Below are 26,491 nucleotides of genomic sequence, written 5' to 3'. Positions count from 1 at the left end.
CGGTCGTGGATCGCGCCCGGCCGGGCGGGCCGAAATCGGCTCGCCCGGGACTGTCGCCTATTGGCACTCCTCGATGGCATTATCAGGCCACCCCTTATCGAGGAGCGTCCATGAAACGAAGAATGCTGACCGCCGGCCTCGCGCTCGCCGTCCTCACCGGCGCGGCGGCGACGACTGTCGCACCGGCGTCGGCGGCCCCGGCACCGTCCGCCGGCGTGCGCGCGCCCGCCGCGCAGTCCCTGGCCGCACCGGACATCGCGGTGGCCAACGTGCAGGCCCACCTCACGCAGTTCCAGACCATCGCCACCCAGAACGGCGGCAACCGCCGCGCCGGCTCCGCCGGCTACACGGCCTCCGTCGCGTACGTCAAGACGAAGCTCCAGGCCGCCGGCTACACGGTGACCGAGCAGGTCTGCACCGACTGCACGTACCGGTCGAACAACCTGATCGCCGAGTGGCCGGGCGGCCCCGCCGACCAGGTCGTCATGTTCGGCGCCCACCTCGACGGCGTCTCCGCCGGCCCCGGCATCAACGACAACGCCACCGGCTCGTCGGCCCTGCTGGAGAACGCGCTGGTGCTGGCCCGGCAGAACCCGACGATGACCAAGCGGGTCCGCTTCGCCTGGTGGACCGACGAGGAGCAGGGCCTCAACGGCTCGGACTTCTACGTCCGTTCGCTCAGCAGCACCCAGCGGGGCTACGTCAAGGGCTACTACAACTTCGACATGATCGGCTCCGTCAACGGCGGCTACTTCATCAACCGGATCACCTCCGCCACGGCCGCCCCGCTGAAGGCGTACTGGGACTCGCTGAACATCCAGCCGGAGGAGAACGTCGAGGGTCAGGGACGCTCCGACGACTACCCGTTCGCGCAGGCCGGCATCCAGACCTCCGGGTACGCCTCGGGCGCCAGCGCCCGGAAGACCTCGACGCAGGCCGCCAAGTGGGGCGGCACCTCCGGCTCGGCGTACGACCCGTGCTACCACCGCTCCTGCGACACCACCGCGAACGTCAGCGCCACGGTGCTCAACCGCAGCGCCGACGGGATCGCGTACGCCATCTGGCAGACCGCCGTCGGCAGCGCGACCAACGACTTCTCCCTCGCCGTGGGCCCGACGTCGGGCTCGGTGCAGCGCGGCGCGTCGACCACGGCGACGGTCTCCACGGCCACCACCGCCGGCACGGCCCAGACGGTCGCGCTGTCGGCGACCGGCGCCCCGGCCGGCGTCACGGTCTCGTTCAGCCCGTCGTCGGTCACCTCCGGCGGCTCCGCCACCATGACGCTCAGCGCGTCGGCCTCCGCCCCGCTGGGCACGTACACCGTAACGGTCACCGGCGCGGGCTCCGGCGGCGTCTCGCGCTCGGCCAGCTACACCCTCACCGTCGGCGGCAGCGGCGGCTGCGCCGGCGGGCAGCTCATCGGCAACGGCGGGTTCGAGAGCGGGTCGTCGCCGTGGACCGCCTCGTCGGGTGTCATCACGAACGACGCGGCGCAGCCGGCGCGGTCGGGCTCGTACAAGGCGTGGCTGCTGGGCTACGGCTCGACGCGCACGGAGACGTTGTCGCAGTCGGTGACGATCCCGGCGGGCTGCGCCTCCTACACGCTGTCGTTCTGGCTGCACGTCGACACGGCGGAGACGACCACCAGCAGGGTCTACGACCGGCTGGTGGTGCAGGTGGGCTCGGCGACGCTGGCGACGTACTCGAACCTGAACGCGGCGGCGGGCTACACGCAGCGGTCGTTCAACGTGGCGGGGTACGCGGGGCAGACGGTGACGCTGAAGTTCACCGGCACCGAGGACGCCTCGTTGCAGACCAGCTTCGTCGTCGACGACGTGACGCTGCAGGCCAGCTAGGCACCGCAGGGGTCGGGGCGGTCGGTCACGCCGACCGCCCCGCTCAGGTGACCGGCAGGCCCTTCGTGCCGGCGCCCTTCACCGACCTGGTGAGGCTGCGGTCGCTGACCCACAGGAAGCACTGCACGCCCCGGTTGCCGTTGCGCCACTCCCGTTCGAAGGGGTGGTAGTAGATCGAGCCGGCCCGGTACTGCAGGTCGCCGTTGTCCGGCACCCGGGCGTACTTCGCGATCAGGCTCCGGCACGCCCGGTGCACCCTGCGGGTGTCGCGGCTGAAGTCGTCGTAGCTGGTGTCGGGGGCCTGCCAGACGCCGACGAACTCGGCGCGGTGCCTGCTGGTGCAGGCCACCGGCACCATCTCCCGCACGTCGTCGGCCCGTACCTTCGGGTTGAAGCAGCGGTGGGCGAGCGGGGCGGCGCCGGTCAGCGCGCCCTTCAGGCTGCCGGTCCGGTCCTTCGCGCCCGCCTCGTCGAGGCTGGTCTGCTCGCTCAGGTCGCAGCGGAACCAGCGGGCGCCGCCGCCCCACGCCTGCGGCGACGGCAGCACCACGGTGAGCCCGAGGCGGCCGGAGCGCCAGTCGCCCCCGAGCGCCGCGTTGACCTTGGTGTCGCACTCGGCGCGGGCGGCGCGCATCCCCGCCGAGCCGGGCGGCGGGGGCGTGCTCCGGTCGGCTCCCGCCCCGGTCAGCGTGCCGACGTGCACGGTCTCCGCGCGGTGCGACGCCGCGCAGTCGACGGGATGGTAGGCGGTGAGGTAGCCGACGTCCTGCACGCCGACGTGACACACGCCGGCGGCGGGGACGAACGCCTGCGGCGCGGCGGGCGCCGGCCAGTCGTCGGTGAGGTCACGGTCGGTGCCGGCCGGGGTGCCGCAACCGGCGAGCGTCAGGGCCGCCACCGCGCCCACCGTGGCCGCCGTCCACCACCGTCGCATCCCGACCTCCCGCCGTTCGTGGGCCGCAACCGGCGGCGGCCAGCGCGGCGGTCCCACCGGCGTACGGGCGGCCGGACACGCCACGGTGCGGCAGCATACGGCACCCTCGCTCAGCTCGCGGGCAGCCCTTGTGGACCGGCGCCCCGCATCGACCGGGTCAGCTTCCGGTCGTCGCTCCACAGGAAGCACCGCACCCCCCGGTCGCCCTCCTGCCACTCCCGCCGCGACGGGGGATAGAAGATCGAGCCGGCCCGGTACGGCAGGTCGCTGTTGTTGGGCACCTCGGCGAAGGCGGCGATGAGCGCCATGCAGCGCGTGTGCACCTGCTGGTGGGACCGGCCGAACTCGGCCCAGGTCATGTCCCGTTCCACGTGCACGCCGACGAACTCGGCGCGGTGCGGCTCGGTGCACAGCACCGGCGCCATGTAGTTCAGGTTGTCGCCGATGAGCTTCGGGTCGAAGCAGCGGTGCAGCAGCGGGGAGTCGCCGACCAGTGCGCCGCGCAGGCTGCCGGTGCGGTTCACCGGGCGGGTGTTGTCGATGCTGCCGGTCTCGCTCAGGTCGCAGCGGAACCAGCGGGCGCCACCGCGCCACGCGGGGGTGGAGGGCAGGGCGATGGTGAGGGTGACGCGGGCGGCGTGCCAGTCGCCGCCGAGCACCTCGCGGGCGCGCTGGTCGCACTCGGCACGGGCCGGACGCAGGGTCGCGGATCCCGGTTCGGGCCGGTCGCCGCCGGCCGCCGCGCCGGTGAACCTGCCGACGTGCACGGTCTCGGCCACGTGGTTGCGGGAGCAGTCCACCGTCTCGTAGGTGCGGGCCTGCACGACGGTGGTGATCCGGGGCAGGCAGGCGTCGGTGGCCGGCACGAACGACTGCGGCGCCCGCAGGACCGGCCAGTCGTCGGTGAGGTCGCCGTCGGACCCGCCCGGCCGTACGCAGCCGGACAGCAGGGCCGTCAGCGTGCCGGCCAGCGCCAGCGCCGCGAGCCACCGTCGCATCGTCCGCCCTTTCCGGGAGCTGACGCGTCGATCGCCGCCGGGGCACCGCGCGGGCGTGCGGCTCACGTCACCGTCCCTGATGGAGTCTCGCCGCGTTTCCGTCGTTCGGCCAGTCACGGATGGCCCTTCGTCCGGTTCCGCCGCGCCGGGAGGGCCAATTCTGCACCACCGGTCACCGCCGGGTCACCGGGCGTCCCGGGTGGTGGCGCGCCGCAGGCGACCGGCGGCCGTCTTCGTACACTGGCCCGGTGACCGTACCGCCGCCGATCGTCGCGCCCAGCATCCTCGCCGCCGATTTCGCCCGCCTCGCCGAGGAGGTCCGCGCCGTCGAGAACGCCGCGGACTGGCTGCACGTGGATGTCATGGACAACCACTTCGTGCCCAACCTGACCATCGGGCTGCCCGTGGTGCAGAGCCTGCGGGCCGCCACCGAGCTGCCCTTCGACGTGCACCTGATGATCGAGGATCCGCGCCGCTGGGCGCCCGGCTACGCCGACGCCGGGGCGTACAACGTCACGTTCCACGCCGAGGCGTGCGACGACCCGGTGGCCCTGGCCAAGGACCTGCGCTCGGCCGGCGCCAAGGCCGGGCTGGCGATCGACCGGGACACCCCGATCGAGCCCTACCTGGAGCTGCTGCCGAGCTTCGACACGCTGCTGATCATGACCATCAAGGCCGGCTTCGGCGGGCAGCGGTTCATCCCGCAACTGCTGGACAAGGTCCGTACGGCCCGCCGGCACGTCGACGCCGGCCACCTCGAACTGCGCATCGAGGTGGACGGCGGCATCGCCGCCGACACCATCGCCCAGGCGTCCGAGGCGGGGGCCGACGCGTTCGTCGCCGGTACGGCGGTCTACGGCGCCGACGACCCCGCCGAGGCTGTGCGCAAGCTGCGGGCACTCGCGGAACGCGCCGCCGGCGGGGCCTGAGCGTGGAGCCTGCCGGCGACCGCCAGGATGTGATCCTCGTCGTCGACGACGACGAGGACATCGCGCGTTTCGTCGAGTTCAACCTCCGCCTGCACGGCTTCGAGGTGATCCACGCCAGCGACGGGCAGGAGGCGCTCGAGGTCATCGAGCGCCAGCGCCCCGACCTGGCGGTGGTCGACCTGATGATGCCGCGCATCGACGGGTTGGAACTGACCCGACGGCTGCGGGCCGACCCGATGACCTCGGCCCTGCCGGTGATCATGCTGACCGCCAAGGGCATGACGGTGGACAAGGTGCACGGGCTCAGCGCCGGCGCCGACGACTACCTCGTCAAGCCCTTCGACACCGCCGAGCTGGTCGCCCGGGTCAGCTCCACGCTGCGCCGCAACAAGGAGTTCCGCGAGGTCTCGCCGCTGACGGGGCTGCCCGGCAACAGCCGGATCCGCCGGGAGATCGCCGACCGCGTCCGCAGCGGGGTCGACTACGCCGTCGGCTACATCGACATCGACCGGTTCAAGAGCGTCAACGACCGGTACGGCTTCGTCCGCGGCGACGACTTCATCTCCGCCCTGGCCCGCAGCCTGCACCGGGCGGTGGTCTCGGTGGGGCTGCCGCCGGCCTTCCTGGGGCACGTCGGCGGGGACGACTTCGTCATCGTGTGCGCCCCGGAGCAGGTCCGGCCGCTCACCTCCCGGGTCTCCGCCGACTTCGAGAAGGCCGCCGACTCGCTCTACGACCCGGTCGACGCCGCGCGCGGCTACGTGGAGTTGAAGGACCGCCGGGGCAACATCCGGCGGGCCGCCCTGGTCACCCTCTCGATCGGGGTCAGCCTCTCCGACTCCGGCAAACGCTTCACCGACCCGCTGGAGGCGATCGCGGTCGCCTCCGAGATGAAGACGGTGGCCAAGAGCCAGCCCGGCTCGTACGTGGCCGTGGACCGGCGGCGCGGCGTCACCTGATCCGTGCGCTGTCGCTGTGAAGTAGCCCGCCCGGGTGGCGCGACCCCCCGTGCGGCGTGTAACACTTCCCGTGTACCCACCACGCGCTGGCGGGACTCGGTGAAATTCCGAACCGGCGGTGATCCACGGCGTGACCGTGGTAAGCCCGCGACCCGGTTGGCCTCGTGCCGCCCGGTGGACCTGGTGAGAATCCGGGGCCGACGGTTGGGAGCGGGAAACCGCCCCCAGACAGTCCGGATGGGAGACAGCGCGCGGGACGGACGGGCCCTGCCCGGCCGCTGATTTCAGCGTGCCGTGCGCGCCCCCCGGGGCGGCTCCGCCGTACCCGGATCTCCGCCGCCGCACGCTCGCGGCCCTGTGCCGTTGCCTCCCGTGACCGCCCGCGCGTCGACCGGCGAGTGAGAGGGCAGGGCATGGCCGGCGTCTCCGTCGACGAGGCGATGCGTCGCGCGGTGGAACTCGCCGCGCGCGGTCTCGGCACGACCAGCCCCAACCCGGTGGTCGGCTGTGTGCTGCTCGACGCCGACGGGCAGGTGGTCGGCGAGGGGTTCCACGCCTACGCCGGTGGGCCGCACGCCGAGATCGTCGCGCTCGCCCAGGCCGGCGAGCGGGCCCGCGGCGGCACCGCCGTGGTCACCCTGGAACCCTGCGACCACACCGGCCGCACCGGCCCCTGCAGCACCGCGCTGGTGCGGGCCGGCGTCGCCCGGGTCGTCATCGCCGTGCCCGACCCCAACCCGCTCGCCACCGGGGGCGCGGGCACGCTGCGCGCCGCCGGGATCCAGGTCGACACGGGGGTACGCGCCTGCGAGGCGGAGGCCGGCAACATCGCCTGGCTCACCTCCATGCGCCGGGGCTGGCCGTACGTCATCTGGAAGTTCGCCGCGACGCTGGACGGCCGGTCGGCGGCGGCCGACGGCACCAGCATGTGGATCACCTCCGAGGCCGCCCGGATGGACGTGCACGCGCTGCGCGGCACCGTCGACGCGGTCCTCGTCGGGGTGGGCACCGTCCTCGCCGACGACCCCCGGCTCACCGCCCGCAACCTGCGCGACGGCACGCTCGCCATCCGACAGCCGCTGCGGGTGGTGCTGGACACCGACGGGCGTACGCCGGCCGACGCCCGGGTCCGCGACGGCGCGGCCCGCACGTGGATCGCCACCGCGGCGGAGGTCGGCGCGGGCCCCGACGGCCGGGTCGACCTGCCGGCGCTGCTCGCCGCCCTGCACGGGCGCGGGGTCTGTGCCGTGCTGCTCGAGGGCGGCCCGAAGCTGGCCGGCGCCTTCCTGGCCGCCGGCCTGGTCGACAAGATCGTCGGCTACGTCGCGCCCCGGCTGCTCGGCGCCGGCCCGACCGCCGTGGTCGACGCCGGTGTGACCACCATCGCCGAGGCCATCGACCTGGAGTACGTCGACGTCACGCAGGTCGGACCCGACCTGCGGATCACCGCGCTGCCCCGCAAGAGGGAGGGCTGACATGTTCACCGGCATCGTCGAGGAGTTGGGTGAGGTCGTCCGCGTCACCGAGACGGCGGGGGACTCGGCGCTGGTCGCCGTCCGCGGCCCGCTGGTCACCTCGGACGCCCGGCACGGCGACTCGATCGCGGTCAACGGCGTCTGCCTGACCGTGGTCGACGTCGAGAACGGGACCTTCACCGCGGACGTGATGGGGGAGACGCTGCGCCGCAGCGCGCTGGGCGCGCTGCGCGCCGGCGACCCGGTCAACCTGGAGCGGGCCGCCGCGCTGGGCAGCCGCCTCGGCGGGCACCTCGTGCAGGGGCACGTCGACGGCGTCGGCGAGGTGATCGCCCGCGAGCCGGCCGCGCAGTGGGAGACGGTCCGGTTCCGGCTGCCCGCCGCCCTGTCCCGGTACGTGGTGGAGAAGGGCTCGATCACGGTCGACGGTGTCTCGCTGACCGTCGCCGACGTGGGCCCGGACTGGTTCGCGGTCGGCCTGATCCCGACCACGCTGAAGCTGACCACGCTCGGCGCCCGTCGCGTCGGCGACCCGGTCAACCTCGAGGTGGACGTGCTGGCCAAGTACGTCGAGCGGCTGCTCGGCGCCCGGCTGGCCGATCCCGGCGTCCCGGAGGCCGGCGTGCCGCCGGTCGTCGGCCTGCCGGGGGCCGCCGCGGCGGGCGGGGTGGCCTGATGGGCCCGCTCGGCTGGCTGCTCGAGGCGCAGGTCGACATCGCCGGCTCGCCGGTGCTGGTCCGCGAGATCGTCGGCAACGGCTTCGGTCTGGCGTCGGCGCTGTTCGGCCTGCGCCGGCTGGTCTGGGCCTGGCCCGTCGGCATGATCGGCAACGCGTTGCTGTTCACGGTCTTCCTGGGCGGGGTCTTCGTCACCCCGCAGGCGCACGACCTCTACGGGCAGGCCGGCCGGCAGGTCTTCTTCTTCACCGTCAGCGTCTACGGCTGGTGGCGCTGGTCGCGCAACCGCCGCCACGGCGGCGCGGGCGACGGGGCGGCGGTGGCGCCCCGCTGGGCCACCGGCCGGGAACGGCTCGGCCTGCTGCTCGCTGCCGCGATCGGCACCGCCGCGGCATACCCGGTGCTCGCCGCACTCGGCTCCTGGGGGCCGCTGCCGGACGCCTGGATCCTCACCGGCAGCCTGCTCGCCACCTACGGCATGGCGCGCGGCTGGGTGGACTTCTGGCTCATCTGGATCGCCGTCGACGCGGTCGGCGTGCCGCTGCTGCTGCGCGGCGGGTTCTATCCCTCGGCCGCCATGTACCTCGTCTACGGCGCCTTCTGCGCCTGGGGCCTGGTCGCCTGGTGGCGTACCTCGCGGGTCGTCCGCCCGGCGCCCGCCCCGATCCCGTCGACCTACTCGGAGGCCGTGGCATGACCACCTTTGGCAGCATCGAGCAGGCGGTGGCGGACATCGCGGCCGGACGGCCCGTCGTCGTGGTCGACGACGCCGACCGGGAGAACGAGGGCGACCTGATCTTCGCCGCCGAGTTGGCGACGCCGGAGCTGCTCGCGTTCATGGTGCGCCACACGTCCGGCTACATCTGCGCGCCGCTCACCGAGAGCGAGTGCGACCGCCTGGACCTGCCGCCGCAGCACCACACCAACCAGGACCGGCGCGGCACCGCCTACACGGTGACCGTGGATGCCCGGGAGGGCGTCAGCACCGGCATCTCCGCCGCCGACCGGGCGCACACCATCCGGCTGCTCGCCGACCCCGGCACCGGCCCGGCCGACCTGGCCCGCCCCGGGCACGTGGTGCCGCTGCGGGCCCGCGAGGGCGGCGTGCTGCGCCGGCCCGGCCACACCGAGGCCGCCGTCGACCTGACCCGGCTGGCCGGGCTGCGCCCCGCCGGCGTGCTCTGCGAGCTGGTCAACGACGACGGCACCATGATGCGGGTGCCGGACCTGGAGAAGTTCTGCGCCGAGCACTCCCTGACCCTGATCACCATCGCCGACCTGGTCGCGTACCGGCGGCGCACGGAGAAGCAGGTCGAGCGGGTCGCCGACGCCCGGATGCCCACCCGGCACGGCGTGTTCCGGGCCCTGGGCTACCGCAGCGAGCACGACTCGGCCGAGCACGTCGCCCTGGTCACGGGCGAGATCGGCGACGGGCGCGACGTGCTGGTGCGGGTGCACTCCGAGTGCCTCACCGGCGACGTGTTCGGCTCGGTGCGCTGCGACTGCGGTCCGCAGCTCGACGCCGCCCTGGACCGGGTCGCCCGGGAGGGGCGGGGCGTGGTGCTCTACGTGCGCGGCCACGAGGGGCGCGGCATCGGGCTGCTGCACAAGCTCCAGGCGTACCAGCTCCAGGACCAGGGGCGGGACACGGTCGACGCCAACCTCGACCTGGGCCTGCCGGCCGACGCCCGCGACTACGGCACCGGCGCGCAGATCCTCTACGACATCGGGGTGCGCTCGATGCGGCTGCTCACCAACAACCCGGCCAAGCGCGCCGGCCTGGAGGGCTACGGGCTGACCGTCGTCGGCCGCGAGGGGCTGCCGGTGCGCCCGCACCCGGAGAACGTGCGCTACCTGCGCACCAAGCGGGACCGCATGGGGCACCTGCTGGACGAGCTGGACGAGGTGACCGAGGCCCCGATGGGCCGCCCGGTCCTCGGCGACGAGATCGGAGCGTAGGCATGGCGGGTTTCGGTGAGCCGGGCGTGACGGCGGTGGACGCCGCCGGGATGACCGTCGGCGTGGTCGCCGCCCGGTGGCACGGCGAGCTGACCGACCACATGCTCGACCGGGCGGTCGCCGCCGCCGAGGCGTGCGGGGCCCGGGCGGTCACCGCCCGGGTGGCCGGCTCGGTCGAGCTGCCCGTGGTGGCCCAGGCCCTCGCGCGGCGCTGCGACGTGGTGGTCGCGCTCGGCGTCGTGGTCCGGGGCGCCACCGCCCACTTCGACTACGTCTGCCGCTCCGTCACCGACGGGCTGACCCGGGTGGCGCTGGACGAGGGCAAGCCCGTCGCGCACGGCGTCCTCACCGTCGACACCCTCGCGCAGGCCCGGGACCGCGCCGGGCTGCCCGGCTCGGCGGAGGACAAGGGCTGGGCGGCCACCGTCGCCGCCCTCGACGCCGCCCTGGCCATCCGCGCCCTCGCCAGCAACGGCCACCGGGTCGGCTTCGGCGGCTGACCCGGTGCCCGGGAAGGGGACGCATCCCGTCACGCGAGGTTCCCGGTCGGTGAGCGGGGACTGACCCGGCGCGCCGGGTCAGTGGGGGCGGCTGGAAGAATCGCGGCGTGAAGACGTTCGAGGAGTTGTTCGCCGAGCTGCAGGCCAAGGCCGCCGCGGGCACCCCCGGCTCGGGCACGGTCGCCGCGCTCGAGAAGGGCGTGCACTTCATCGGCAAGAAGGTCGTCGAGGAGGCGGCCGAGTCGTGGATGGCCGCCGAGCACGAGGGGCCGGAACGCACCGCCGAGGAGATCTCCCAGCTGCTCTACCAGGTCCAGGTGCTGATGCTGGCCAGCGGCCTCGACCTGAAGGACGTCTACCGACATCTGTGAGTGCGCCCCGTCGTTGATCAGTTTCGATCGAAGGAGCACTCCGTCATGCTGCGTGTCGCCATCCCGAACAAGGGCACCCTGGCCGAGCCGGCCGCCCAGATGCTGCGCGAGGCGGGCTACCGCCAGCGCACCGACCCGAAGGACCTCGTCTGCCGGGACGAGGCCAACGACGTCGAGTTCTTCTACCTGCGTCCGAAGGACATCGCCACCTACGTCGGCTCCGGCGACCTGGACCTGGGCATCACCGGCCGGGACCTGCTGATCGACTCCGGCGCCCCGGCCGAGGAGATCGTCGACCTCGCCTTCGGCCGCGCCACGTTCCGCTTCGCCGCCCGCCCCGACGACATCGCCTCGGCGCGGGAGCTGGGCGGGCACCGGATCGCCACCGCGTACCCGGGGCTCGTCGAGCGGCACCTCGCGGAGCTGGGGGTCAAGGCCGAGGTGATCCGCCTCGACGGCGCGGTGGAGAACGCCGTCCGGCTCGGCGTCGCCGACGTGGTCGCCGACGTGGTGGAGACGGGCGCCACGCTGCGCCAGGCCGGCCTGGTGGTCTTCGGCGAGCCGCTGCTGCGCTCGTCAGCGGTGCTGGTGCGCCGCGCCGCCGCCGAGACCCACCCCCAGGCCGCGCAACTGTTGCGCCGGCTGCACGGGGTGCTGGTCGCCCGCCGCTACGTGATGCTCGCCTACGACGTGCCGGCCGGCCTGCTCGACCGCGCCAGCTCGCTGACCCCGGGCATCGAGTCGCCGACCGTCTCCCCGCTGCACCGCGAGGGCTGGGTGGCAGTGCAGGCGATGGTGCTGCGCGACGACGTGCACCGGATCATGGACGAGCTGTACGAGCTCGGCGCCCGCGCGATCCTGGTCACCAACATCCACGCCTGCCGGCTGTGAGCCGCCCGCCCACGGCGGCGGGCGCCCCGGTGCCGGCTGCGGTGCCGCGCGTCCTGCCGCCGTGGGCGGCGCTGGTCCTGGTCGCCCTCGCCGGCGTCGCCTCGGCGGCCCAGGGGGCGGTCAACGCCGAGCTGGGCGAGCGGGCCGGCAACGCGACCCTGGGCGCGGTGGTCAACAACCTCGGTGGGGCGCTGCTGGTCGGCCTCGGGGTCCTGGCGCTGCCGTCGGTGCGCACCGGCCTGGTCGCCCTGCGCCGGGCCCGCCTGCCCTGGTGGGCGTACCTCGGCGGGCTCGGCGGGGCGGGCATCGTGCTGGCCGGCGCGTACATCGTGCCGGTGCTCGGGGTGGCGATCTTCACCATCGCCCAGGTCGCCGGGGGCAGCGTCGGCGGGCTGGCCGTCGACCGGGCCGGGCTGGCGCCGGTGGGACGGCTGGCGCTCACCCGGCCACGGGTGGCCGGGGCGCTGCTCGGCGTGGCGGCCGTCACGCTGGCCCAGCTCGGCCAGCCCGTCGGCGACCTCGCCCTCGGCTTGGTCCTGCTCGCCGTGGCCGGCGGGCTGGGCGTCGCGCTCCAGTCGGCGCTGAACGCGCGGGTCTCGGCCGCCAGCTCGGCCGCCGCCGGGCTGGTGGTCAACTTCGCCACGGCCACGCCCGTCGTGCTGCTGGTCGCGGCGCTGGCCGGAGCCCTGACCGGGCCGGGTCCCACCTGGCCGGGCGACTGGTACCTCTACACCGGCGGCCTGCTCGGCGTCGTCATCGTGGCCGCCCTGCTGGTCGGCGTCCCGGCGGTCGGTGTGCTGCGCACCGGCCTCGCGCTGGTCGCCGGTCAGCTGGGCGGCGCGCTGCTGCTGGACGCGCTGCTGCCCGGCGGCCCCGGCCTGCGGTTGCCGGTGCTCGCCGGGGCGCTGCTCACCCTGGCGGCCGCCCTGGTCGCCGGCCTCGGCCGCCGGAGTCCCGGGGGAAGCGACCCGGCTGCGGAACGTGTGGCGGCACGGGAGCGGCCGACCGCGGGTGGCAGACTGGTGGGGTGAGCGAAACCGAGTCCGTCCACCTCCGCCCGCACCGCATCCGGCTGGTCTGCTGGGCCTGCGCGGCCGTGCTGTTCGTGGTGTTCGCCCTGGTGGCCACCTCGCTGACCGGCGCGACCGGCAACGGCTACGGCAGCTTCCAGCGGGGCGACCAGATCGCGATGGTCGGGCTCGGCGTCCTCGGCGCGCTCGCCTTCCTGATCTTCACCCGGCCCCGGGTCGACGCGAACGCGTCGGGGGTGCGCGTACGCAACGTCGTCGGCTCGTACGAGCTGCCGTGGGAGGTCGTCCGGGGGGTCCGCTTCGACCGGGGCGCGCCCTGGGCCAGCCTGGAGCTGCACGACGACGACCTGCTGCCGATGGTCGCCCTGCAGGCCGCCGACAAGGAGCGGGCCGTCGAGGGGGTCCGTGCCCTGCGCCGGCTGCACCAGGCGCACCAGGCCCGACTCGCCGAGGGCGCCACCGGGCGTTGAATGGCTCGCCCGGCTGGGTGCACACCCGGGCGAGGGTGTAGTGTTACCAAGTCGACCAGGCTGTCTTCGCGTGTGCGCGGTCGCGCCCACGCACGCAGCCTTGAAAGAGGAGCGCCTGCTCCCACCCGAGTCACCACCACGGTGGCCGGGTCCGGTCACCGGTTCCGGGCACGTCCCGGCACCGGATGCGCGATCATGTGATCGTGCCGACCGGTCGAGCGGGCCCTGGCATGCGCCGGGGCCTTCTGCTTTCCGGGTCGGTTCCCACCCGGGAGCCGCGAGGGTCGGCCACGTAGAGATTCCGACTCGAGGAGGCCCCATCAGCGTCGAACCACGCGTGAACGAGCAGATCCGGGCACGTGAGGTCCGACTGGTCGGCCCCGAGGGCGAGCAGGTGGGCATCGTCCCGCTGGAGCGCGCCCTTCAGCTGGCCGCGGACGTCGACCTGGACCTGGTCGAGGTTGCGCCGATGGCGCGCCCGCCGGTGTGCAAGCTCATGGACTTCGGCAAGTTCAAGTACGAGAGCGCACTCAAGGCGCGCGAAGCGCGGCGTAACCAGCAGCAGACCGTCATCAAGGAGATGAAGCTCCGGCCGAAGATCGACCCGCACGACTACGAGACCAAGAAGGGTCACGTGGTGCGGTTCCTGAAGGCCGGCGACAAGGTCAAGGTGACGATCATGTTCCGCGGTCGCGAGCAGAGCCGCCCGGAGCTGGGTTACCGGCTCCTGCGCCGGCTCGAGTCGGAGATCTCGGAGCTGGGGTACGTCGAGGCCGCTCCCAAGCAGGACGGTCGAAACATGATCATGGTGCTCGCGCCGCACCGCGCCACCAAGGCCGCCGCGGTCGCCGCCACGGCCACCCGGGGCGGGCCGAGGGAGCGGGACGCCGAGGGCGCCCCGGCCGACGAGCCCGCAGCGGCCGGTGACACCGGCACAGTCGCCGACAACAGCGGCGAGTAACAGGGGAGAGACGTTCCACATGCCGAAGATGAAGAGCCACACGGGGATGGGCAAGCGGGTCAAGGTGACCGGCAAGGGCAAGATCGTTGCCCAGCAGGCCGGTCTCCGGCACAACCTGGAGAAGAAGCCCTCCACCCAGACCCGTCGGCTGACCGGCACCGTGGTGCTGGCCAAGGCCGACGTCAAGCGCATCAAGAAGCTGCTCGGCCGCTGACGCGCGCCACCTTACGTAACTAGGAGTTGAGATGGCACGCGTCAAGCGGGCTGTGAACGCCCAGAAGAAGCGCCGTACCCTGCTGGAGACCGCGAGCGGCTACCGCGGTCAGCGCTCCCGCCTCTACCGCAAGGCCAAGGAGCAGGTGCTGCACTCGATGCAGTACGCCTACCGGGACCGCCGCGACCGCAAGGGCGACTTCCGGCAGCTGTGGATCCAGCGGATCAACGCGGGCGCCCGTGCCAACGGGATGACCTACAACCGCCTGATCCAGGGCCTGCGCCTGGCCGGCATCGAGGTCGACCGCAAGATCCTGGCCGACATGGCCGTCAACGACGCCGCCGCCTTCGCGGCGATCGTCGAGCTGGCCCGGACCGCGGTCACGGCCGAGGGCACCGGCGGCGCGGCGGCCCAGGCCGCCTGATCCCCGCGCACCAACAGATCGAGGCGTCTCCCATGCAGTCACCATCGCGCGGGAGACGCCTCGACGCTGTCTCCGGCCCCTTCACCCCGCGTACCCCCCGGATAGTCGCCGCCCGCCGGTTGCAGCGCCGCCGCGACCGCGAGGCCGCCGGCCGGTTCCTGGCCGAGGGGCCGCAGGCGGTCCGCGAGGCCCTGGCCCGCCCGGAGGTGGTCACCGAGCTCTTCGGTACGCCCGCCGCCCTGGACCGGCACGCCGAACTGGCCGCCGCCGCGGCCCGCGCCGACGTGCCCGTCTCCGAGGCGACCGACGAGGCGCTCGCCGCGCTCGCCGAGACCGTCGCCCCGCAGGGCCTCGTGGCCGTCTGCCGCCACCTCGACGTGCCCCTGGAGCGGGCCCTGGCCGGCGGGCCCCGCCTGGTGGCCGTGCTCGCCGAGATCCGCGACCCGGGCAACGCCGGCACCGTGCTGCGCACCGCCGACGCCGCGGGCGCGGGCGCGGTGGTCTTCGCCGGCGAGGCCGTCGACCCGTACAACGGCAAGTGCGTGCGGGCGTCCGCCGGCAGCCTCTTCCACGTCGACGTGGTCCGCGCGCCCGACCCGGCGGACGTCGTCGCGGCGCTGCGCGCCGCCGGGCTCACCGTCCTCGCCACCACCGGGCACGGCGAGGACGACCTCGACGACCTCGCCGACGACGGGCGGCTCGCCGCCCCCACCGCCTGGCTCTTCGGCTCGGAGGCGCACGGCCTGCCCGAAGCGCTCACCGCCGCCGCCGACGCCCGGGTCCGGGTGCCCCTGCACGGGCGCGCCGAGAGCCTGAACCTGGCTGCGGCCGCCGCCGTCTGCCTGTACGCTTCGGCGAGAGCACAGCGGCGGCCGTGACCCGGCCGCCCTCACGCACGGACCACAGGGGAGAGCCCGCGTCCATGAACGCGCCACGGCGTTCGTTTAGCCAGCCCGCCGGTGTCGGCGGGCGGCGGGCCTGACCTGCTTTCCGCGCAACTCCCACCGGCGGGCTGCGGCACAGCCGCGCGTCCGTAGACTCGCTTCGCCGCCCGTGAGGGCTGGCGCCGCCGTGAGGGAGTGCCCGTACGCCATGAGCTACCGCAACGATCCGTACGACCCGAAGCAGGTCGCTCTGCTCGACCCGGCCGCCCTGGCCGAGGCCGTCGTCGCCGCCGAGAAGGCGTTCGCCGAGGCCGCCGACCCGGACGCGCTGAGCGCGCTGCGCCCGGCGCACCTTGGCGACCGGTCCCCGATCTCGCTGGCCCGCCGCGAGATCGGCGCGCTGCCGCCGGCCGCGAAGTCCGACGCCGGCAAGCGGGTCAACGAGGCCCGCCGCGGCGTCGAGGCCGCGTACGCCGCCCGTCAGGAGGTCCTGGAGCGGGAGCAGGCGCAACGGGTGCTGGTGGAGGAGCGCGTCGACGTGACGCTGCCCCACGACCGGCGGCCCCGGGGCGCCCGGCACCCGATCAGCACCCTGATGGAGCAGATCTGCGACCTGTTCGTGGGCATGGGCTACGAGGTGGCCGAGGGGCCCGAGGTCGAGTTGGAGTGGACCAACTTCGACGCCCTCAACATCCCCGTCGACCACCCGGCGCGCGGCCTGATGGACACCTTCCACGTCGCGTCGCCGGAGGGCGGCGAGGGCTCCGGTCTGGTGCTGCGTACCCACACCTCGCCGGTGCAGGCGCGCACCATGCTGACCCGCAAGCCGCCGATCTACGTGATCGTGCCGGGCCGGGTCTACCGCACCGACGAGCTGGACGCCACCCACGCGCCGGTCTTCCACCAGGTGGAGGGACTCGTGGTGGACCGGGGCATCACCATGGCGCACCTGCGCGGCACCCTGGACCACTTCGCCCGCGCCATGTTCGGCGAGGGCGCGAGGACCCGCTTCCGTCCGCACTACTTCCCGTTCACCGAGCCGTCCGCCGAGTTCGACGTCTGGTTCCCGGAGCACCGCGACGGCCCGCGCTGGGTCGAGTGGGGCGGCTGCGGCATGGTCAACCCGCGGGTGCTGCGCGCCTGCGGCATCGACCCCGAGGTCTACTCCGGATTCGCGTTCGGGATGGGCATCGACCGGACGGTGATGTTCCGGCACGGGGTCGGCGACATGCGGGACATGGTCGAGGGCGACGTGCGGTTCACCCGCGCGTTCGGGGTCGGGGCGTAGGCGATGCGGGTACGAGTCACGGAGACGGTGGTCTGAGTCATGCGATTTTCTGTCAGTTGGCTGCGGGAGTACGTCGACCTCCCCGCCGACCTGCCCACGGCCGACCTGGAGCAGGCCCTGATCGACCTCGGCATCGAGGTCGACTCGGTGGTGGACCTGCGGGAGACCGTCGCCGGTGCGCTGGTCGTCGGTGAGGTCCTCGAGATCGAGGAGCTGACCGGCTTCAAGAAGCCGATCCGGTTCTGCCGCGTCGACGTCGGCGACGCCAACGGCACCGGCGAGCCGCAGGAGATCGTCTGCGGGGCGCGCAACTTCGCCCCCGGCGACCGGGTCGTGGTGATCCTGCCCGGGGGCGTGCTGCCCGGCGGCTTCGCCATCGGCGCGCGCAAGACGTACGGACGCAACTCCAACGGCATGATCTGCTCGGCCAGGGAGTTGGGCCTGGGCGACGACCACGACGGCATCATCGTGCTGCCCGGGGACGTCCCGGCCAAGCCGGGCGACGACGCGCGTCCCGTCGTCGGGCTCGACGACGTCGTGGTCGAGGTGGAGATCACCCCCGACCGGGGGTACGCGATGAGCATGCGCGGCCTGGCCCGGGAGCTGTCGCACGCCCTCGGTGTGTCGTTCCGCGACCCGGGCCTGGCGCCCGCGCCCGGCGGCACCGACACACCGGCGTACCCGGTCGAGGTGCGCGACACCGTCGGCTGCGACCGGTTCGCGGCCCGGCTCGTCCGCGGCGTCGACCCGACGGCTCCGACCCCGGACTGGATGCGGCGGCGGCTCACCGTCTGCGGTGTCCGCAGCATCTCGCTGCCGGTCGACATCACGAACTACGTGATGCTCGAGCTGGGCCAGCCGATGCACGCCTTCGACGTCGACCGGATCGCCGGGCCGCTCGTGGTCCGCCGCGCCGAGGCGGGGGAGAAGCTGACCACGCTCGACGGGGTCACCCGCACCCTCGCGCCCGAGGACATGGTGATCTGCGACGACTCCGGCCCGATCTCGCTGGCCGCCGTGATGGGTGGCGAGACCAGCGAGGTCGTCGCCGGGACCACGAACGTGCTCTTCGAGGCCGCCCACTGGGACCCGGCGATGGTCGGACGCACCGCCCGCCGGCACCGGCTGTTCAGCGAGGCGGCGAAGCGGTGGGAGCGGGGCGTCGACCCGGCCCTGCCGCTGGTGGCCATCGCACGGGCGGTCCGGCTGCTCACCGAGCACGCCGGTGGCGCGGCCGGTGACGAGATCGTCGACATCGACCACGTCCGGCCGCGTACCCCGGTGGTCCTGCCGGTCGACCTGCCGGGCCGGCGGGTCGGCGTGCACTACCCGCCGGCGCGGGTGGCCGCCCTGCTGGAGCAGGTCGGCTGCACGGTCGCCCGCGGCGCCGACCGGCTGGTCGAGGATCCGGGCGAGGCCGGCGTGGCCGTCGGCGCCGACGACGACACGCTCAGCGTCACGCCGCCGACCTGGCGGCCCGACCTGACCGACCCGGCCGACCTGGTCGAGGAGGTGGCCCGCCTCGACGGGTACGACCGACTGCCGTCCGTGCTGCCGACCGCGCCGCCCGGGCGCGGCCTGACCTGGCAGCAGCGCCGCCGCCGGGCCGTGGCCCGGTCGCTCGCCGAGCGGGGGTACGTGGAGGTGCTGGCGCACCCGTTCGTCGCCCCCGGGCTCGCCGACCAGCTCGCCCTGCCCGGCGACGACCCGCGTCGGCGGGCGGTGCGACTGGCCAACCCGCTGTCGGAGGAGGAGCCGCTGCTGCGCACCACGCTGCTCGGCCCGCTGCTCGGCATGGTGAAGCGCAACCTCGGCCGGGGCCAGCGCGACCTCGCCCTCTACGAGATCGGCGCGGTGTTCCACCCGCGCCCCGACACCGGCCGCCCGCCGGTGATGGGCGTGGACCGGCGACCCACCGACGAGGAGTTCGCCGCCGCCGACGCGGTGGTGCCCGACCAGCCCCGGCACGTCGCCGTCGTCCTGACCGGCGACGTCGAGCCGGCCGGCTGGTGGGGCGCCGGCCGCCCGGCCGGCTGGGCGGACGCCGTGCAGGCCGGCCGGGACGTGCTGGCCGCCGCCGAGATCCCCGCCGAGCGGATCGAGGTCCGGGCCGCCGAGTACGCCCCCTGGCACCCCGGCCGCTGTGCCGCGCTGCTGGTCGACGGCACGGTGGTCGGTCACGCCGGCGAGCTGCACCCGACGGTCGTGGCGGCCCTGGAGCTGCCCCGGCGCACCAGCGCCATGGAACTCGACCTGGACGCGCTGCCGGCCGCCGCGGTGGCGCCCGCGCCGGTCGTGTCGGGCTTCCCGCCGGCGCTGATCGACGTGGCGCTGGTCGTCGACTCCTCGGTGCCGGCGGAGCAGGTGCGGCAGGCCCTCGTCGAGGGTGCCGGCGGCTTGCTGGAGGGGGTGCGCCTGTTCGACGTGTACGCCTCGGAGCAGCTCGGAGCGGGCCGCAGGTCCCTGGCGTACAAGCTCACCTTCCGGGCCCCGGACCGGACGCTGACCGTGGAGGAGGCCGTGGCCGCCCGGGACGCGGCGGTCGCCCGCGCCGCGCAACGCTTCGGCGCCACCCTGCGCGGCGCCTGAGGCGGCGGCGGTGCTCGGATGGCTGGTGGTGGCCGGCGTGCTCGCGTCGGCCACCGCCGGCCTGCTCTGGGCCCGACGGCGCCTGCTGCTGGTCTCCGTCGTGGGCCGCAGCATGGAGCCGACGCTGCGCCCGGGTGACCGGGTGCTGGCCCGGCGGGTGCCGCTGGCCCGCGTGCGTCCCGGCGACGTGGTCGTGGTGGCGGCCCCGGCGGCGATGACCGCCCGTCACCCCGCCCGACCCGGCGAGGCCGGCCCGGGTCTGCTGATCAAGCGGGCGTACGCGGTGCCCGGCGAGCCGGTGCCCGTCGACCGGGTGCCCCTGCTGCGCCAGCGACCGGAGCGGCTCGTGCCGCCGGGGCAGCTGGTGGTGCTCGGCGACAACCCGCCGTTCAGCTACGACTCCCGCGAGTGCGGCTACATCCCCGAGTCGGACCTGCTCGGGGTGGTCGTCCGGCCGAGGCTGCCCTCCGGGTGACCGGCCACGCCACCCGCGGGTGGCGTGCCGCACGGCACGGGGCCGCGCGGCACGCCGGTGCCGGAACTCAGCACAGACTGGTCATCGTGCCCGCTCCCGCGCTGCAGTAGTACCCGCACGAGCCGCACGTCGTCTTGCAGGTAGGGGTGTAGCTGCACCGCTTCAGATGGCACGTGCCACACGCCGCGCACCACGGGTCCGGCGGACAGCCGGCGGCGGCCGTCACCTTCGGGACGAACACGCCGAGCATCCGCTCGCCGAGGCGCTCCAGTCGACGCATCATCCGATCACCTCCTCTCACCAGGATCGACAGATGCGGGCACGCTACGGCCGCCCGGTACACCGGACCTACAGCCGACGCCACCGCCGGCGCGCCACGGTGTATCCGCGATGTATCCGCCGCTCCTAGCGTGGGCCCCCCGGTGACGAGGAGGTGCCGACGGATGCGAGCGGTGGAGCTGGGTGCGCGGATCCTGCTGGCCCTGGTGTTCCTCGCCGCGGTGCTCGGCAAGCTGCGCACGCGGGCCGGTTTCGAGGGGTTCGTGGCGTCGGTCGGGCAGTTCGGCGTGCCGCCCGGGTGGGTCGGCCCGGTCGCCCGGAGCGCGGTCGCCGCCGAGGCGGCCGTGGTCGTGCTCCTCGCCGTGCCATCCACCGTCCCCGCCGGGCTGCTGCTCGCCGCCGGGCTGCTCGGCGTGCTCACCGTCGCGATCGCCGCCGCCCTGCGCCGCGGCGCCCGCCCGGCCTGCCGGTGCTTCGGCGCCGCCGACGCCCCCATCGGGCCGCGGCACGTGGCGCGCAACCTGACCCTCGCCGCGGTGGCGCTGCTCGGCCTGCTCGGCGGGGCCGTCGCCGGTGCGTCGCCGTCGCCGTCGCCGGCCACCGTGCTGCTCGCCGCCGGGTTGGCCGTCCCGCTGGCCGCCGTGGTGGTGCGCCTCGACGACCTGGTCGCCCTCTTCGCCCCGCATCCGTCGTCCCGGCCGACCCGCCCGGCCGGCCGCTCCTGACCCCTCCCGGCAATCCGAAGGAGTTCCCATGGCGCTGTTGACCGTCGCCGTCGTGCTCGTCGCCGTGCTCGGCCTGCTCAACCTGGTGCTGCTGCTCGGCGTGGTCCGTCGGCTGCGCGAGCACACCGAGCTGCTCAACGACCAGCAGTCCCAGCCGCCGGCGGTGATGCTGGAGGCGGGATCCGCTCCCGGCGACTTCGTCTCCACCACCGTCGACGGGCAGGTGCGCACCCGCGCCGACCTGCCCCCGATGACGCTGGTGGCGTTCCTGACGCCGAGCTGCGAGCACTGCGCCGAGCAGGTCCCGCTGCTGATCGACCGGGCGCGCACCATGCCCGGCGGGGCGGAGCACGTCTGGGTGGTGGTGGTCGGCAAGGGCGGGGAGACCGAGGCGTACGCGGCGCAGTTCGCCGGACTGGCGACGGTCTTCGTCGAGCCCGGCAGCGGCGCGTTGCCGCTCGCGTTCGGCATCAAGGGGTACCCGGCCTTCGGCCTGCTCGACGAGCACGGGCTCGTGGTGTCGTCCGCCTTCGGCATCGCCCGGTTGGACCTGCCGGTGGCGCCGTGACCGGGCCCCGGCTGGCGCCCCGTCGGGCCGTCCGGCACGCCCGGGCGGCGCTGGGGCTCACCTGGCGGGCCGCCCCCGGGGGCACCGCCGTCGACCTGCTGCTGGCGATCCTCGCCGGGGTGACGCCGGTGCTCGTCGCCGCGCTGACCAAGCTCGTCCTGGACCGGCTGTCGGGCGGGCGGGCCGCGGACGCGTCGCTGGCCCTGCTCGGCGTCGGGCTCGCGGTCGCCGCCGCGGCGGGCGTCGTCCTGCCACACCTGCGCGCGTACGTGGAGAAGGAGCGCATCCGCTCGGTGTCCCGGCTGGTGCGTCGGAGGCTGCACGCCGCCGTGCTGCGCCTGGTCGGCCTGGTCCGGCTGGAGGACCCGGAGTTCCAGGACCGGCTGCAGGCAGCCCAGCAGACCGGCCACCTGGGGCCGACCCAGCTCACCGGGAACGCGCTCGGCGCGGTGCAGAGCCTGCTCGCCGTCACGGGCTTCCTCGGCGTCCTGCTGGCCCTCAGCCCGGTGGTCGGCCTGCTGGTGCTGGTGGCGGCGTTGCCCACGCTCTGGATGCAGCTGCGCCTCAACCGGGCCCGCGTGGCGATGGTGCTGCACCTGGAGCACTTCCAACGCCGCGACCTGTTCTTCGCCCAGCTGCTGGTGGGCGTGCCGGCCGCCAAGGAGGTCCGGCTCTTCGGCCTCGGCCGCTTCTTCGGCGACCGCATGCTCGGCGAGTTGCACGGCATGCACCGGGTGGAGCAGCGGCTGGACCGCCGGGAGCTGCGGGCCCAGGGCCTGCTCGGACTGCTCGGCGCGGCGGTGGCGGGAGCGGGCGTGGTCTACACCGTCGCGGCCGCCGCCGGCGGGCGGCTCACCGTCGGCGACGTGGTGCTCTACCTGGCGGCCGTGCCTGGGGTGCAGGGTGCGCTGGGCGGGCTGGTCGGTCAGCTCGGCGCGATCCACCAGGCGTTGCTCCTGTTCGACCACTACGACCAGGTCGTCCGGGCCGACCCCGACCTGCCGGTACGGGCCGACGCCCGGCCGGTGCCGCCGCTGCGCGACGGCATCGAGCTGCGCGACGTCTGGTTCCGGTACTCGCCGCGGCATCCGTGGGTGCTGCGCGGGGTGGACCTGTTCCTGCCGGCCGGGTCGACGACCGCGCTGGTCGGGTTGAACGGCGCCGGCAAGAGCACGCTGGTCAAGCTGCTGTGCCGGTTCTACGACCCGGAGCGCGGCACCATCCGGTGGGACGGGGTGGACCTGCGCGAGTTCGACCCGGCGGCGCTGCGGGAGCGGCTGGGCGCGGTCTTCCAGGACTTCATGCCGTACGACCTCTCCGCCACCGAGAACATCGCCGTGGGCGACCTGCGCGCCCGCGACGACCCGGAGCGGCTGCGCGCCGCCGCGCGGCAGGCCGGCATCGACGAGGCGCTGGCCGCGCTGCCCCGGGGCTACGACACTTTGCTCACCCGGATCTTCTTCGACGGCCCGGACCGGGACGACCCGCAGGCCGGGGTCGTCCTATCGGGCGGCCAGTGGCAGCGGGTGGCGCTGGCCCGCGGCTTCCTGCGCGCCGACCGCGACCTGCTGATCCTCGACGAGCCCAGCTCCGGCCTGGACGCCGAGGCCGAGCATGACCTGCACACCCGGCTGCGCGGGTTGCGCCGGGGGCGCACCAGCCTGCTCATCTCGCACCGGCTCAACGCCGTCCGGGACGCGGACGCCATCGTGGTGCTGGCCGACGGCGGGATCGCCGAGCGGGGCCGGCACGACGAGTTGCTGGCCACCGGCGGCGGCTACGCCCGGCTCTTCAGCCTGCAGGCCCGTGGCTACCGGGAGGAGGCGCCCTCGTCGGCCTGATCCGGCGGGTGCCCGGCGGCGGCCAGCTCGGTGGCGTAGAGCCGGACGAGTTCGCCCACGCGGTAGCGGCCCGGACCGGCCGGCTCGGCGAGCTGCGCCGCCACCAACCGGTCCAGCGCCCGCACGGCGTCCTCCGGCGGCAGGCCGGTCAGCGCGGCGACCGTCTCGGCGGTGAGCGGCCCCGCCCGGGCTGCGCCCAGCCGGCGGAACACCGGTGCGGCGGAGCCGAGCCGGCGGTAGCTCGCGGTCAGCCGGGGCCGCAACCCGGTCTCCGCGAGCCGGTGCCGCTCGTCGCGCAGCAACCGGGCCAGCCGCGCCATCGACCAGTGCGGCCCCTCGGCCAGCCGGCGGGTCGCGGTGCGCAGCGCCAACGGCAGCCCCTCGCAGAGCGCGACGACCGCCCGGGCCGCCTCCGGCTCCTCGTCCACGCGGTGGTCCCCGGCGACGGCCCGCAACAGGGCCAGCGCGTCGCCGGCCGGCAGCGGATCCAGCCGCAGCGGCCGGACGTCCCCGGCGGGCATCGGGCTGCGGCCGGTGACCAGCAGCGCGCAGCCGCCGCGCGCCGGCAGCAGGCCGTCGACCTGCGCGGGATCGGTGGCGTTGTCGAGCACCAGCAGCACCCGCCGGCCGAACAGCAGCGAGCGGACGCGGGCCCTCGTCTCGGCCAGACCGGTCGGCTCCGACCCGTCCGCGCCGTGGAACGACCGGAGCACCCGGGCCGCCACCTGGACCGGGGCCAGCGTCGTGCCGGCCACGGATCCACCCAGGTCGAGGTGGAGCTGGCCGTCGGGGAAGGACTCCAGCACCGCGACGGCGGCGCGCAGCCCGAGGGCCGACTTGCCGACACCGGCTGCGCCGTGCACGGTCACGGTGACCGGGTGCTCCCGGGCGGCCGTCAGGGCCGTGCGCAGCCGGGTCAGCTCGGGGTGCCGGCCGACGAAGGGCGCGGCGGCGCAGGGGAGTTCGTGCGGCACCAGCGCGGGCCGGCCCCCGGCGACACGCTGGTCGTCGCGTACGGCCGGTCGGGGCGCGAACGACGGCGGGCGGTGCTCGCGTCGCCGGACCGCGCGGTACAACGCGGTCAGCTCCGGGCCCGGGGCGATCCCCAGCTCCCCGGCGAGGGCCCGGCACGCGGCCCGGTACGTCTGCAGCGCGGCGGCCTGGTCGCCGGCTCGGCACTGGGCCGTCATCAGCAGCGCCCAGGCGGGCTCCCGCAGCGGGTTCTCCGTCAGGTGCGCCCGCAGCAGGGCCAACAACTCGGGACTGCCCCGGTCGTCGAGGTCGAGCCGGCAGGCGGCGTACGCCTCCCGGGCGCCGGAGCGGCGCTCGCGCAGCCGGTCGAACGCCGCGGCGGTGGCCGGCCCGTACGCCGATGGCGGGTCCGCCGTCGACCAGAGCGCCAGCGCCCGCTCCAACAGCGGCGCCGCAACGTCCGGTTCGCCGGCGGCGCGGGCGGCGTGCCCCTCGGCGGCCAGCCGCTCGAACTCGGCCGCGTCCAGTTCGCCGGGGCCGACCCGGAGCCGGTAGCCGCCGTGCTGGGCGTGCAGTCGGGGCGGCTCGTCCGGCGCGGCGAGCAGGTGGCGCAGCTGGCTGGCGTGGCTGCGCAGGTTCGCCACCGCCGACGCGGGGGCGGGCCCGCTCCAGAGCTCCTCGCGCAGCCGCTCCACCGGCACCGTGACGCCGGCGTGCAGCAGGAGGGTGACCAGCATGGCCGTGGGCCGCCCGCGGGGCAGGCGCAGCGGCCCACCGTCGCGGCAGACCCGCACCGGGCCGAGGATCCGGAACGTCAGCGCCAAGGCGACCTCCGCCGTGTGTCCCCGCGGCCGTCTCCCGGCCCCCACACCATCGCCCGGCCAATTATGCCAGTCGATACGTTCCCCGGGGGGTGGCGTCACCGGGCGTGACGATCGGCCGGAAGGCCGGCGCTGCGGCGTGTGGGGCCACCCACCCGTCACGTGCGGGCGGTGACCCGCCTGGTTCCCGGACACGGCCGGCCCACGCCCGCCGGTGTCGCAGTGTCTCGGCGCGGGACTCCGCCGTGATCGCGGCCAGCTCCTTCATTGCCATGCATTCCGCTGCATGAACTTGCAGTACGGGACCCGCGCTTGCTAGCCTCTTTGCATAGTCATGCGGAGGTAGGGATGAGTATCCGAGTCGCGGTCGCCGGGGCGAGCGGCTACGCGGGGGGCGAGCTGATCCGCCTGGTGGCCGGGCACCCGGAGTTCGACCTGGTCGCCGCCACCGCGCACAGCCAGGCGGGGCACCGCCTCGACGTCGTACACCCGCAGCTCGTCGGCCTGGACCTCGTCCTCGGCGAGACCGACGCGGCGACGCTGGCCGACGCGGACCTGGTCTTCCTGGCCCTGCCGCACGGCCAGTCGGCGGACCTGGCGGCCCAGCTCCCGCCCGAGGTGCGCGTCGTCGACCTGGGCGCCGACCACCGCCTCGCCGACCCGTACGCCTGGGCCAACTACTACGGCGGCACGCACGCCGGGCCGTGGACCTACGGCCTGCCGGAGCTGCCCGGCCAGCGGGAGCTGATCGCCGCAGCCACCCGGGTCGCCAGCACCGGCTGCTACGCCGCCGCGATCATCCTGGCCCTCGCCCCGCTGGTCGCCGCCGGCGCCGCCTCCCCGGCCGACGTGGTGGTCGTCGCCGCGTCCGGCACCTCCGGCGCCGGCAAGGCCGCCAAGCCGCACCTGCTCGGCAGCGAGGTGATGGGCGACCTGACGCCCTACCGGGTGGGCACCCACCAGCACGTCCCGGAGATCAAGCAGGCCACCGGCGCGACCGGCCTGACGTTCACGCCGGTGCTCGCCCCGATGCCCCGGGGCATCCTCGCCACGGTGACCGCCGTGCCGGCCCGGGGCGTCGACCCGCGGGCGGTGCTCGCCGAGGCGTACGCCGACGCGCCCTTCGTGCACGTCCTGCCGGAGGGGGCCTGGCCGCACACCGCCGCCACCCTCGGCTCCAACTCCTGCCACCTGCAGGCCACCGTCGACGTCGACTCCCGCCGGATGATCGTGCTGAGCGCGCTGGACAACCTCGGCAAGGGCGCCGCCGGCCAGGCCGTGCAGAACGCCAACCTCATGTGTGGCCTGCCGGAGACGACGGGCCTGTCCAAGCTGGGAATCGCTCCGTGAGCGCGAGGAGTGCGCGCGCGGCGGGGCCCCGCGGTCGCGAACGAAGGAGC

26 protein-coding genes and 1 riboswitch are annotated in these 26,491 nt (G+C 74.9%); of the genes, 23 read left to right on the top strand and 3 right to left on the bottom strand.

Annotation, left to right across the window (positions count from 1 at the left end):
* The first annotated feature begins 110 nt into the window (after positions 1–110).
* A complete protein-coding gene (locus tag V6U77_RS13330) occupies positions 111–1,856 on the top strand; it encodes a M28 family peptidase (RefSeq protein WP_334606607.1) in 1,746 nt (581 codons plus the stop codon).
* 43 nt (positions 1,857–1,899) lie between these two features.
* Here V6U77_RS13330 and V6U77_RS13325 read toward each other — a convergent pair whose 3' ends face one another.
* Together V6U77_RS13325 and V6U77_RS13320 are read right to left on the bottom strand one after the other, a co-directional pair.
* Positions 1,900–2,790 (bottom strand): septum formation family protein, encoded by an 891-nt coding sequence (locus tag V6U77_RS13325; RefSeq protein WP_334606606.1) that lies wholly within the window; start codon positions 2,788–2,790, stop codon positions 1,900–1,902.
* Between the two features lie 110 nt (positions 2,791–2,900).
* Positions 2,901–3,788 carry a septum formation family protein gene (locus V6U77_RS13320; RefSeq protein ID WP_334606605.1) on the bottom strand — a complete coding sequence of 296 codons (888 nt, stop codon included), beginning with the start codon at positions 3,786–3,788 and terminating at the stop codon, positions 2,901–2,903.
* A gap of 248 nt (positions 3,789–4,036) precedes the next feature.
* Between V6U77_RS13320 and rpe the strand changes: the two genes are divergently transcribed.
* The 21 genes from rpe to V6U77_RS13215 all read left to right on the top strand — a co-directional run bounded on the left by rpe (position 4,037) and on the right by V6U77_RS13215 (position 23,298).
* Positions 4,037–4,717, top strand: a complete 681-nt coding sequence (gene rpe / locus V6U77_RS13315; RefSeq protein WP_334606604.1) for a ribulose-phosphate 3-epimerase — start codon at positions 4,037–4,039, stop codon at positions 4,715–4,717.
* A 2-nt stretch (positions 4,718–4,719) separates the two neighbouring features.
* Positions 4,720–5,676, top strand: a complete 957-nt coding sequence (locus V6U77_RS13310; protein WP_334606603.1) for a GGDEF domain-containing response regulator — start codon at positions 4,720–4,722, stop codon at positions 5,674–5,676.
* 81 nt (positions 5,677–5,757) lie between these two features.
* A riboswitch (FMN riboswitch) is annotated at positions 5,758–5,929 on the top strand.
* Positions 5,930–6,089: 160 nt separating this feature from the next.
* Positions 6,090–7,151 (top strand): bifunctional diaminohydroxyphosphoribosylaminopyrimidine deaminase/5-amino-6-(5-phosphoribosylamino)uracil reductase RibD, encoded by a 1,062-nt coding sequence (ribD, locus tag V6U77_RS13305; protein ID WP_334606602.1) that lies wholly within the window; start codon positions 6,090–6,092, stop codon positions 7,149–7,151.
* 1 nt (position 7,152) lies between these two features.
* Positions 7,153–7,827, top strand: coding sequence for a riboflavin synthase (locus tag V6U77_RS13300; RefSeq protein WP_334606601.1), 675 nt, complete (start codon positions 7,153–7,155; stop codon positions 7,825–7,827).
* Entirely contained in the window at positions 7,827–8,525 is a 699-nt protein-coding gene (pnuC, locus tag V6U77_RS13295; RefSeq protein WP_334606600.1) for a nicotinamide riboside transporter PnuC, read from the top strand. The genes V6U77_RS13300 and pnuC overlap by 1 nt, the downstream gene beginning before the upstream one ends.
* Positions 8,522–9,787, top strand: a complete 1,266-nt coding sequence (locus V6U77_RS13290) for a bifunctional 3,4-dihydroxy-2-butanone-4-phosphate synthase/GTP cyclohydrolase II (RefSeq protein WP_334606599.1) — start codon at positions 8,522–8,524, stop codon at positions 9,785–9,787. The genes pnuC and V6U77_RS13290 overlap by 4 nt, the downstream gene beginning before the upstream one ends.
* Positions 9,788–9,789: 2 nt before the next feature.
* Positions 9,790–10,287, top strand: a complete 498-nt coding sequence (gene ribH / locus V6U77_RS13285) for a 6,7-dimethyl-8-ribityllumazine synthase (protein WP_121395195.1) — start codon at positions 9,790–9,792, stop codon at positions 10,285–10,287.
* Positions 10,288–10,394: 107 nt separating this feature from the next.
* On the top strand, positions 10,395–10,658 hold the full coding sequence (locus tag V6U77_RS13280; protein WP_088947482.1) for a phosphoribosyl-ATP diphosphatase: 264 nt from the start codon (positions 10,395–10,397) through the stop codon (positions 10,656–10,658).
* A 45-nt stretch (positions 10,659–10,703) separates the two neighbouring features.
* A complete protein-coding gene (gene hisG / locus V6U77_RS13275; RefSeq protein WP_334606598.1) occupies positions 10,704–11,549 on the top strand; it encodes an ATP phosphoribosyltransferase in 846 nt (281 codons plus the stop codon).
* Positions 11,546–12,580, top strand: a complete 1,035-nt coding sequence (locus V6U77_RS13270; RefSeq protein WP_334606597.1) for a DMT family transporter — start codon at positions 11,546–11,548, stop codon at positions 12,578–12,580. The genes hisG and V6U77_RS13270 overlap by 4 nt, the downstream gene beginning before the upstream one ends.
* Positions 12,577–13,050, top strand: a complete 474-nt coding sequence (locus V6U77_RS13265) for a PH domain-containing protein (protein WP_334606596.1) — start codon at positions 12,577–12,579, stop codon at positions 13,048–13,050. The genes V6U77_RS13270 and V6U77_RS13265 overlap by 4 nt, the downstream gene beginning before the upstream one ends.
* A gap of 337 nt (positions 13,051–13,387) precedes the next feature.
* A complete protein-coding gene (gene infC / locus V6U77_RS13260; protein WP_121395190.1) occupies positions 13,388–14,011 on the top strand; it encodes a translation initiation factor IF-3 in 624 nt (207 codons plus the stop codon).
* 19 nt (positions 14,012–14,030) lie between these two features.
* Positions 14,031–14,225 carry a 50S ribosomal protein L35 gene (gene rpmI, locus V6U77_RS13255; protein ID WP_007458415.1) on the top strand — a complete coding sequence of 65 codons (195 nt, stop codon included), beginning with the start codon at positions 14,031–14,033 and terminating at the stop codon, positions 14,223–14,225.
* Between the two features lie 31 nt (positions 14,226–14,256).
* Entirely contained in the window at positions 14,257–14,649 is a 393-nt protein-coding gene (rplT, locus tag V6U77_RS13250) for a 50S ribosomal protein L20 (protein WP_334606594.1), read from the top strand.
* Positions 14,650–14,681: 32 nt separating this feature from the next.
* A complete protein-coding gene (locus V6U77_RS13245; RefSeq protein WP_334606593.1) occupies positions 14,682–15,527 on the top strand; it encodes a TrmH family RNA methyltransferase in 846 nt (281 codons plus the stop codon).
* A 214-nt stretch (positions 15,528–15,741) separates the two neighbouring features.
* Positions 15,742–16,821 carry a phenylalanine--tRNA ligase subunit alpha gene (gene pheS / locus V6U77_RS13240; protein WP_334606592.1) on the top strand — a complete coding sequence of 360 codons (1,080 nt, stop codon included), beginning with the start codon at positions 15,742–15,744 and terminating at the stop codon, positions 16,819–16,821.
* A gap of 39 nt (positions 16,822–16,860) precedes the next feature.
* Entirely contained in the window at positions 16,861–19,410 is a 2,550-nt protein-coding gene (gene pheT / locus V6U77_RS13235; protein ID WP_334606591.1) for a phenylalanine--tRNA ligase subunit beta, read from the top strand.
* Positions 19,411–19,420: 10 nt separating this feature from the next.
* Entirely contained in the window at positions 19,421–19,885 is a 465-nt protein-coding gene (locus V6U77_RS13230) for a S26 family signal peptidase (RefSeq protein ID WP_334606590.1), read from the top strand.
* Between the two features lie 443 nt (positions 19,886–20,328).
* On the top strand, positions 20,329–20,889 hold the full coding sequence (locus tag V6U77_RS13225; protein WP_334606589.1) for a MauE/DoxX family redox-associated membrane protein: 561 nt from the start codon (positions 20,329–20,331) through the stop codon (positions 20,887–20,889).
* A 28-nt stretch (positions 20,890–20,917) separates the two neighbouring features.
* Positions 20,918–21,457 carry a TlpA family protein disulfide reductase gene (locus V6U77_RS13220; RefSeq protein WP_334606588.1) on the top strand — a complete coding sequence of 180 codons (540 nt, stop codon included), beginning with the start codon at positions 20,918–20,920 and terminating at the stop codon, positions 21,455–21,457.
* Complete coding sequence (locus V6U77_RS13215; protein WP_334606587.1) at positions 21,454–23,298, top strand: ABC transporter ATP-binding protein; 1,845 nt, start codon at positions 21,454–21,456, stop codon at positions 23,296–23,298. The genes V6U77_RS13220 and V6U77_RS13215 overlap by 4 nt, the downstream gene beginning before the upstream one ends.
* Here V6U77_RS13215 and V6U77_RS13210 read toward each other — a convergent pair.
* On the bottom strand, positions 23,268–25,094 hold the full coding sequence (locus V6U77_RS13210; protein ID WP_334606586.1) for an AfsR/SARP family transcriptional regulator: 1,827 nt from the start codon (positions 25,092–25,094) through the stop codon (positions 23,268–23,270). The genes V6U77_RS13215 and V6U77_RS13210 overlap by 31 nt on opposite strands.
* A 345-nt stretch (positions 25,095–25,439) precedes the next feature.
* Here V6U77_RS13210 and argC point away from each other — a divergent pair, with 345 nt between their 5' ends.
* Positions 25,440–26,441, top strand: coding sequence for an N-acetyl-gamma-glutamyl-phosphate reductase (argC, locus tag V6U77_RS13205; protein WP_334606585.1), 1,002 nt, complete (start codon positions 25,440–25,442; stop codon positions 26,439–26,441).
* The last annotated feature ends 50 nt before the right edge of the window (positions 26,442–26,491 follow it).

The organism is Micromonospora sp. CPCC 205546 (genome assembly GCF_036902715.1).
In the GTDB taxonomy this organism is placed as follows: Bacteria; Actinomycetota; Actinomycetes; order Mycobacteriales; family Micromonosporaceae; genus Micromonospora.
The sequence above is the reverse complement of the archived record's forward strand: the minus strand, read 5'-3'. Positions and strand labels throughout refer to the sequence as shown.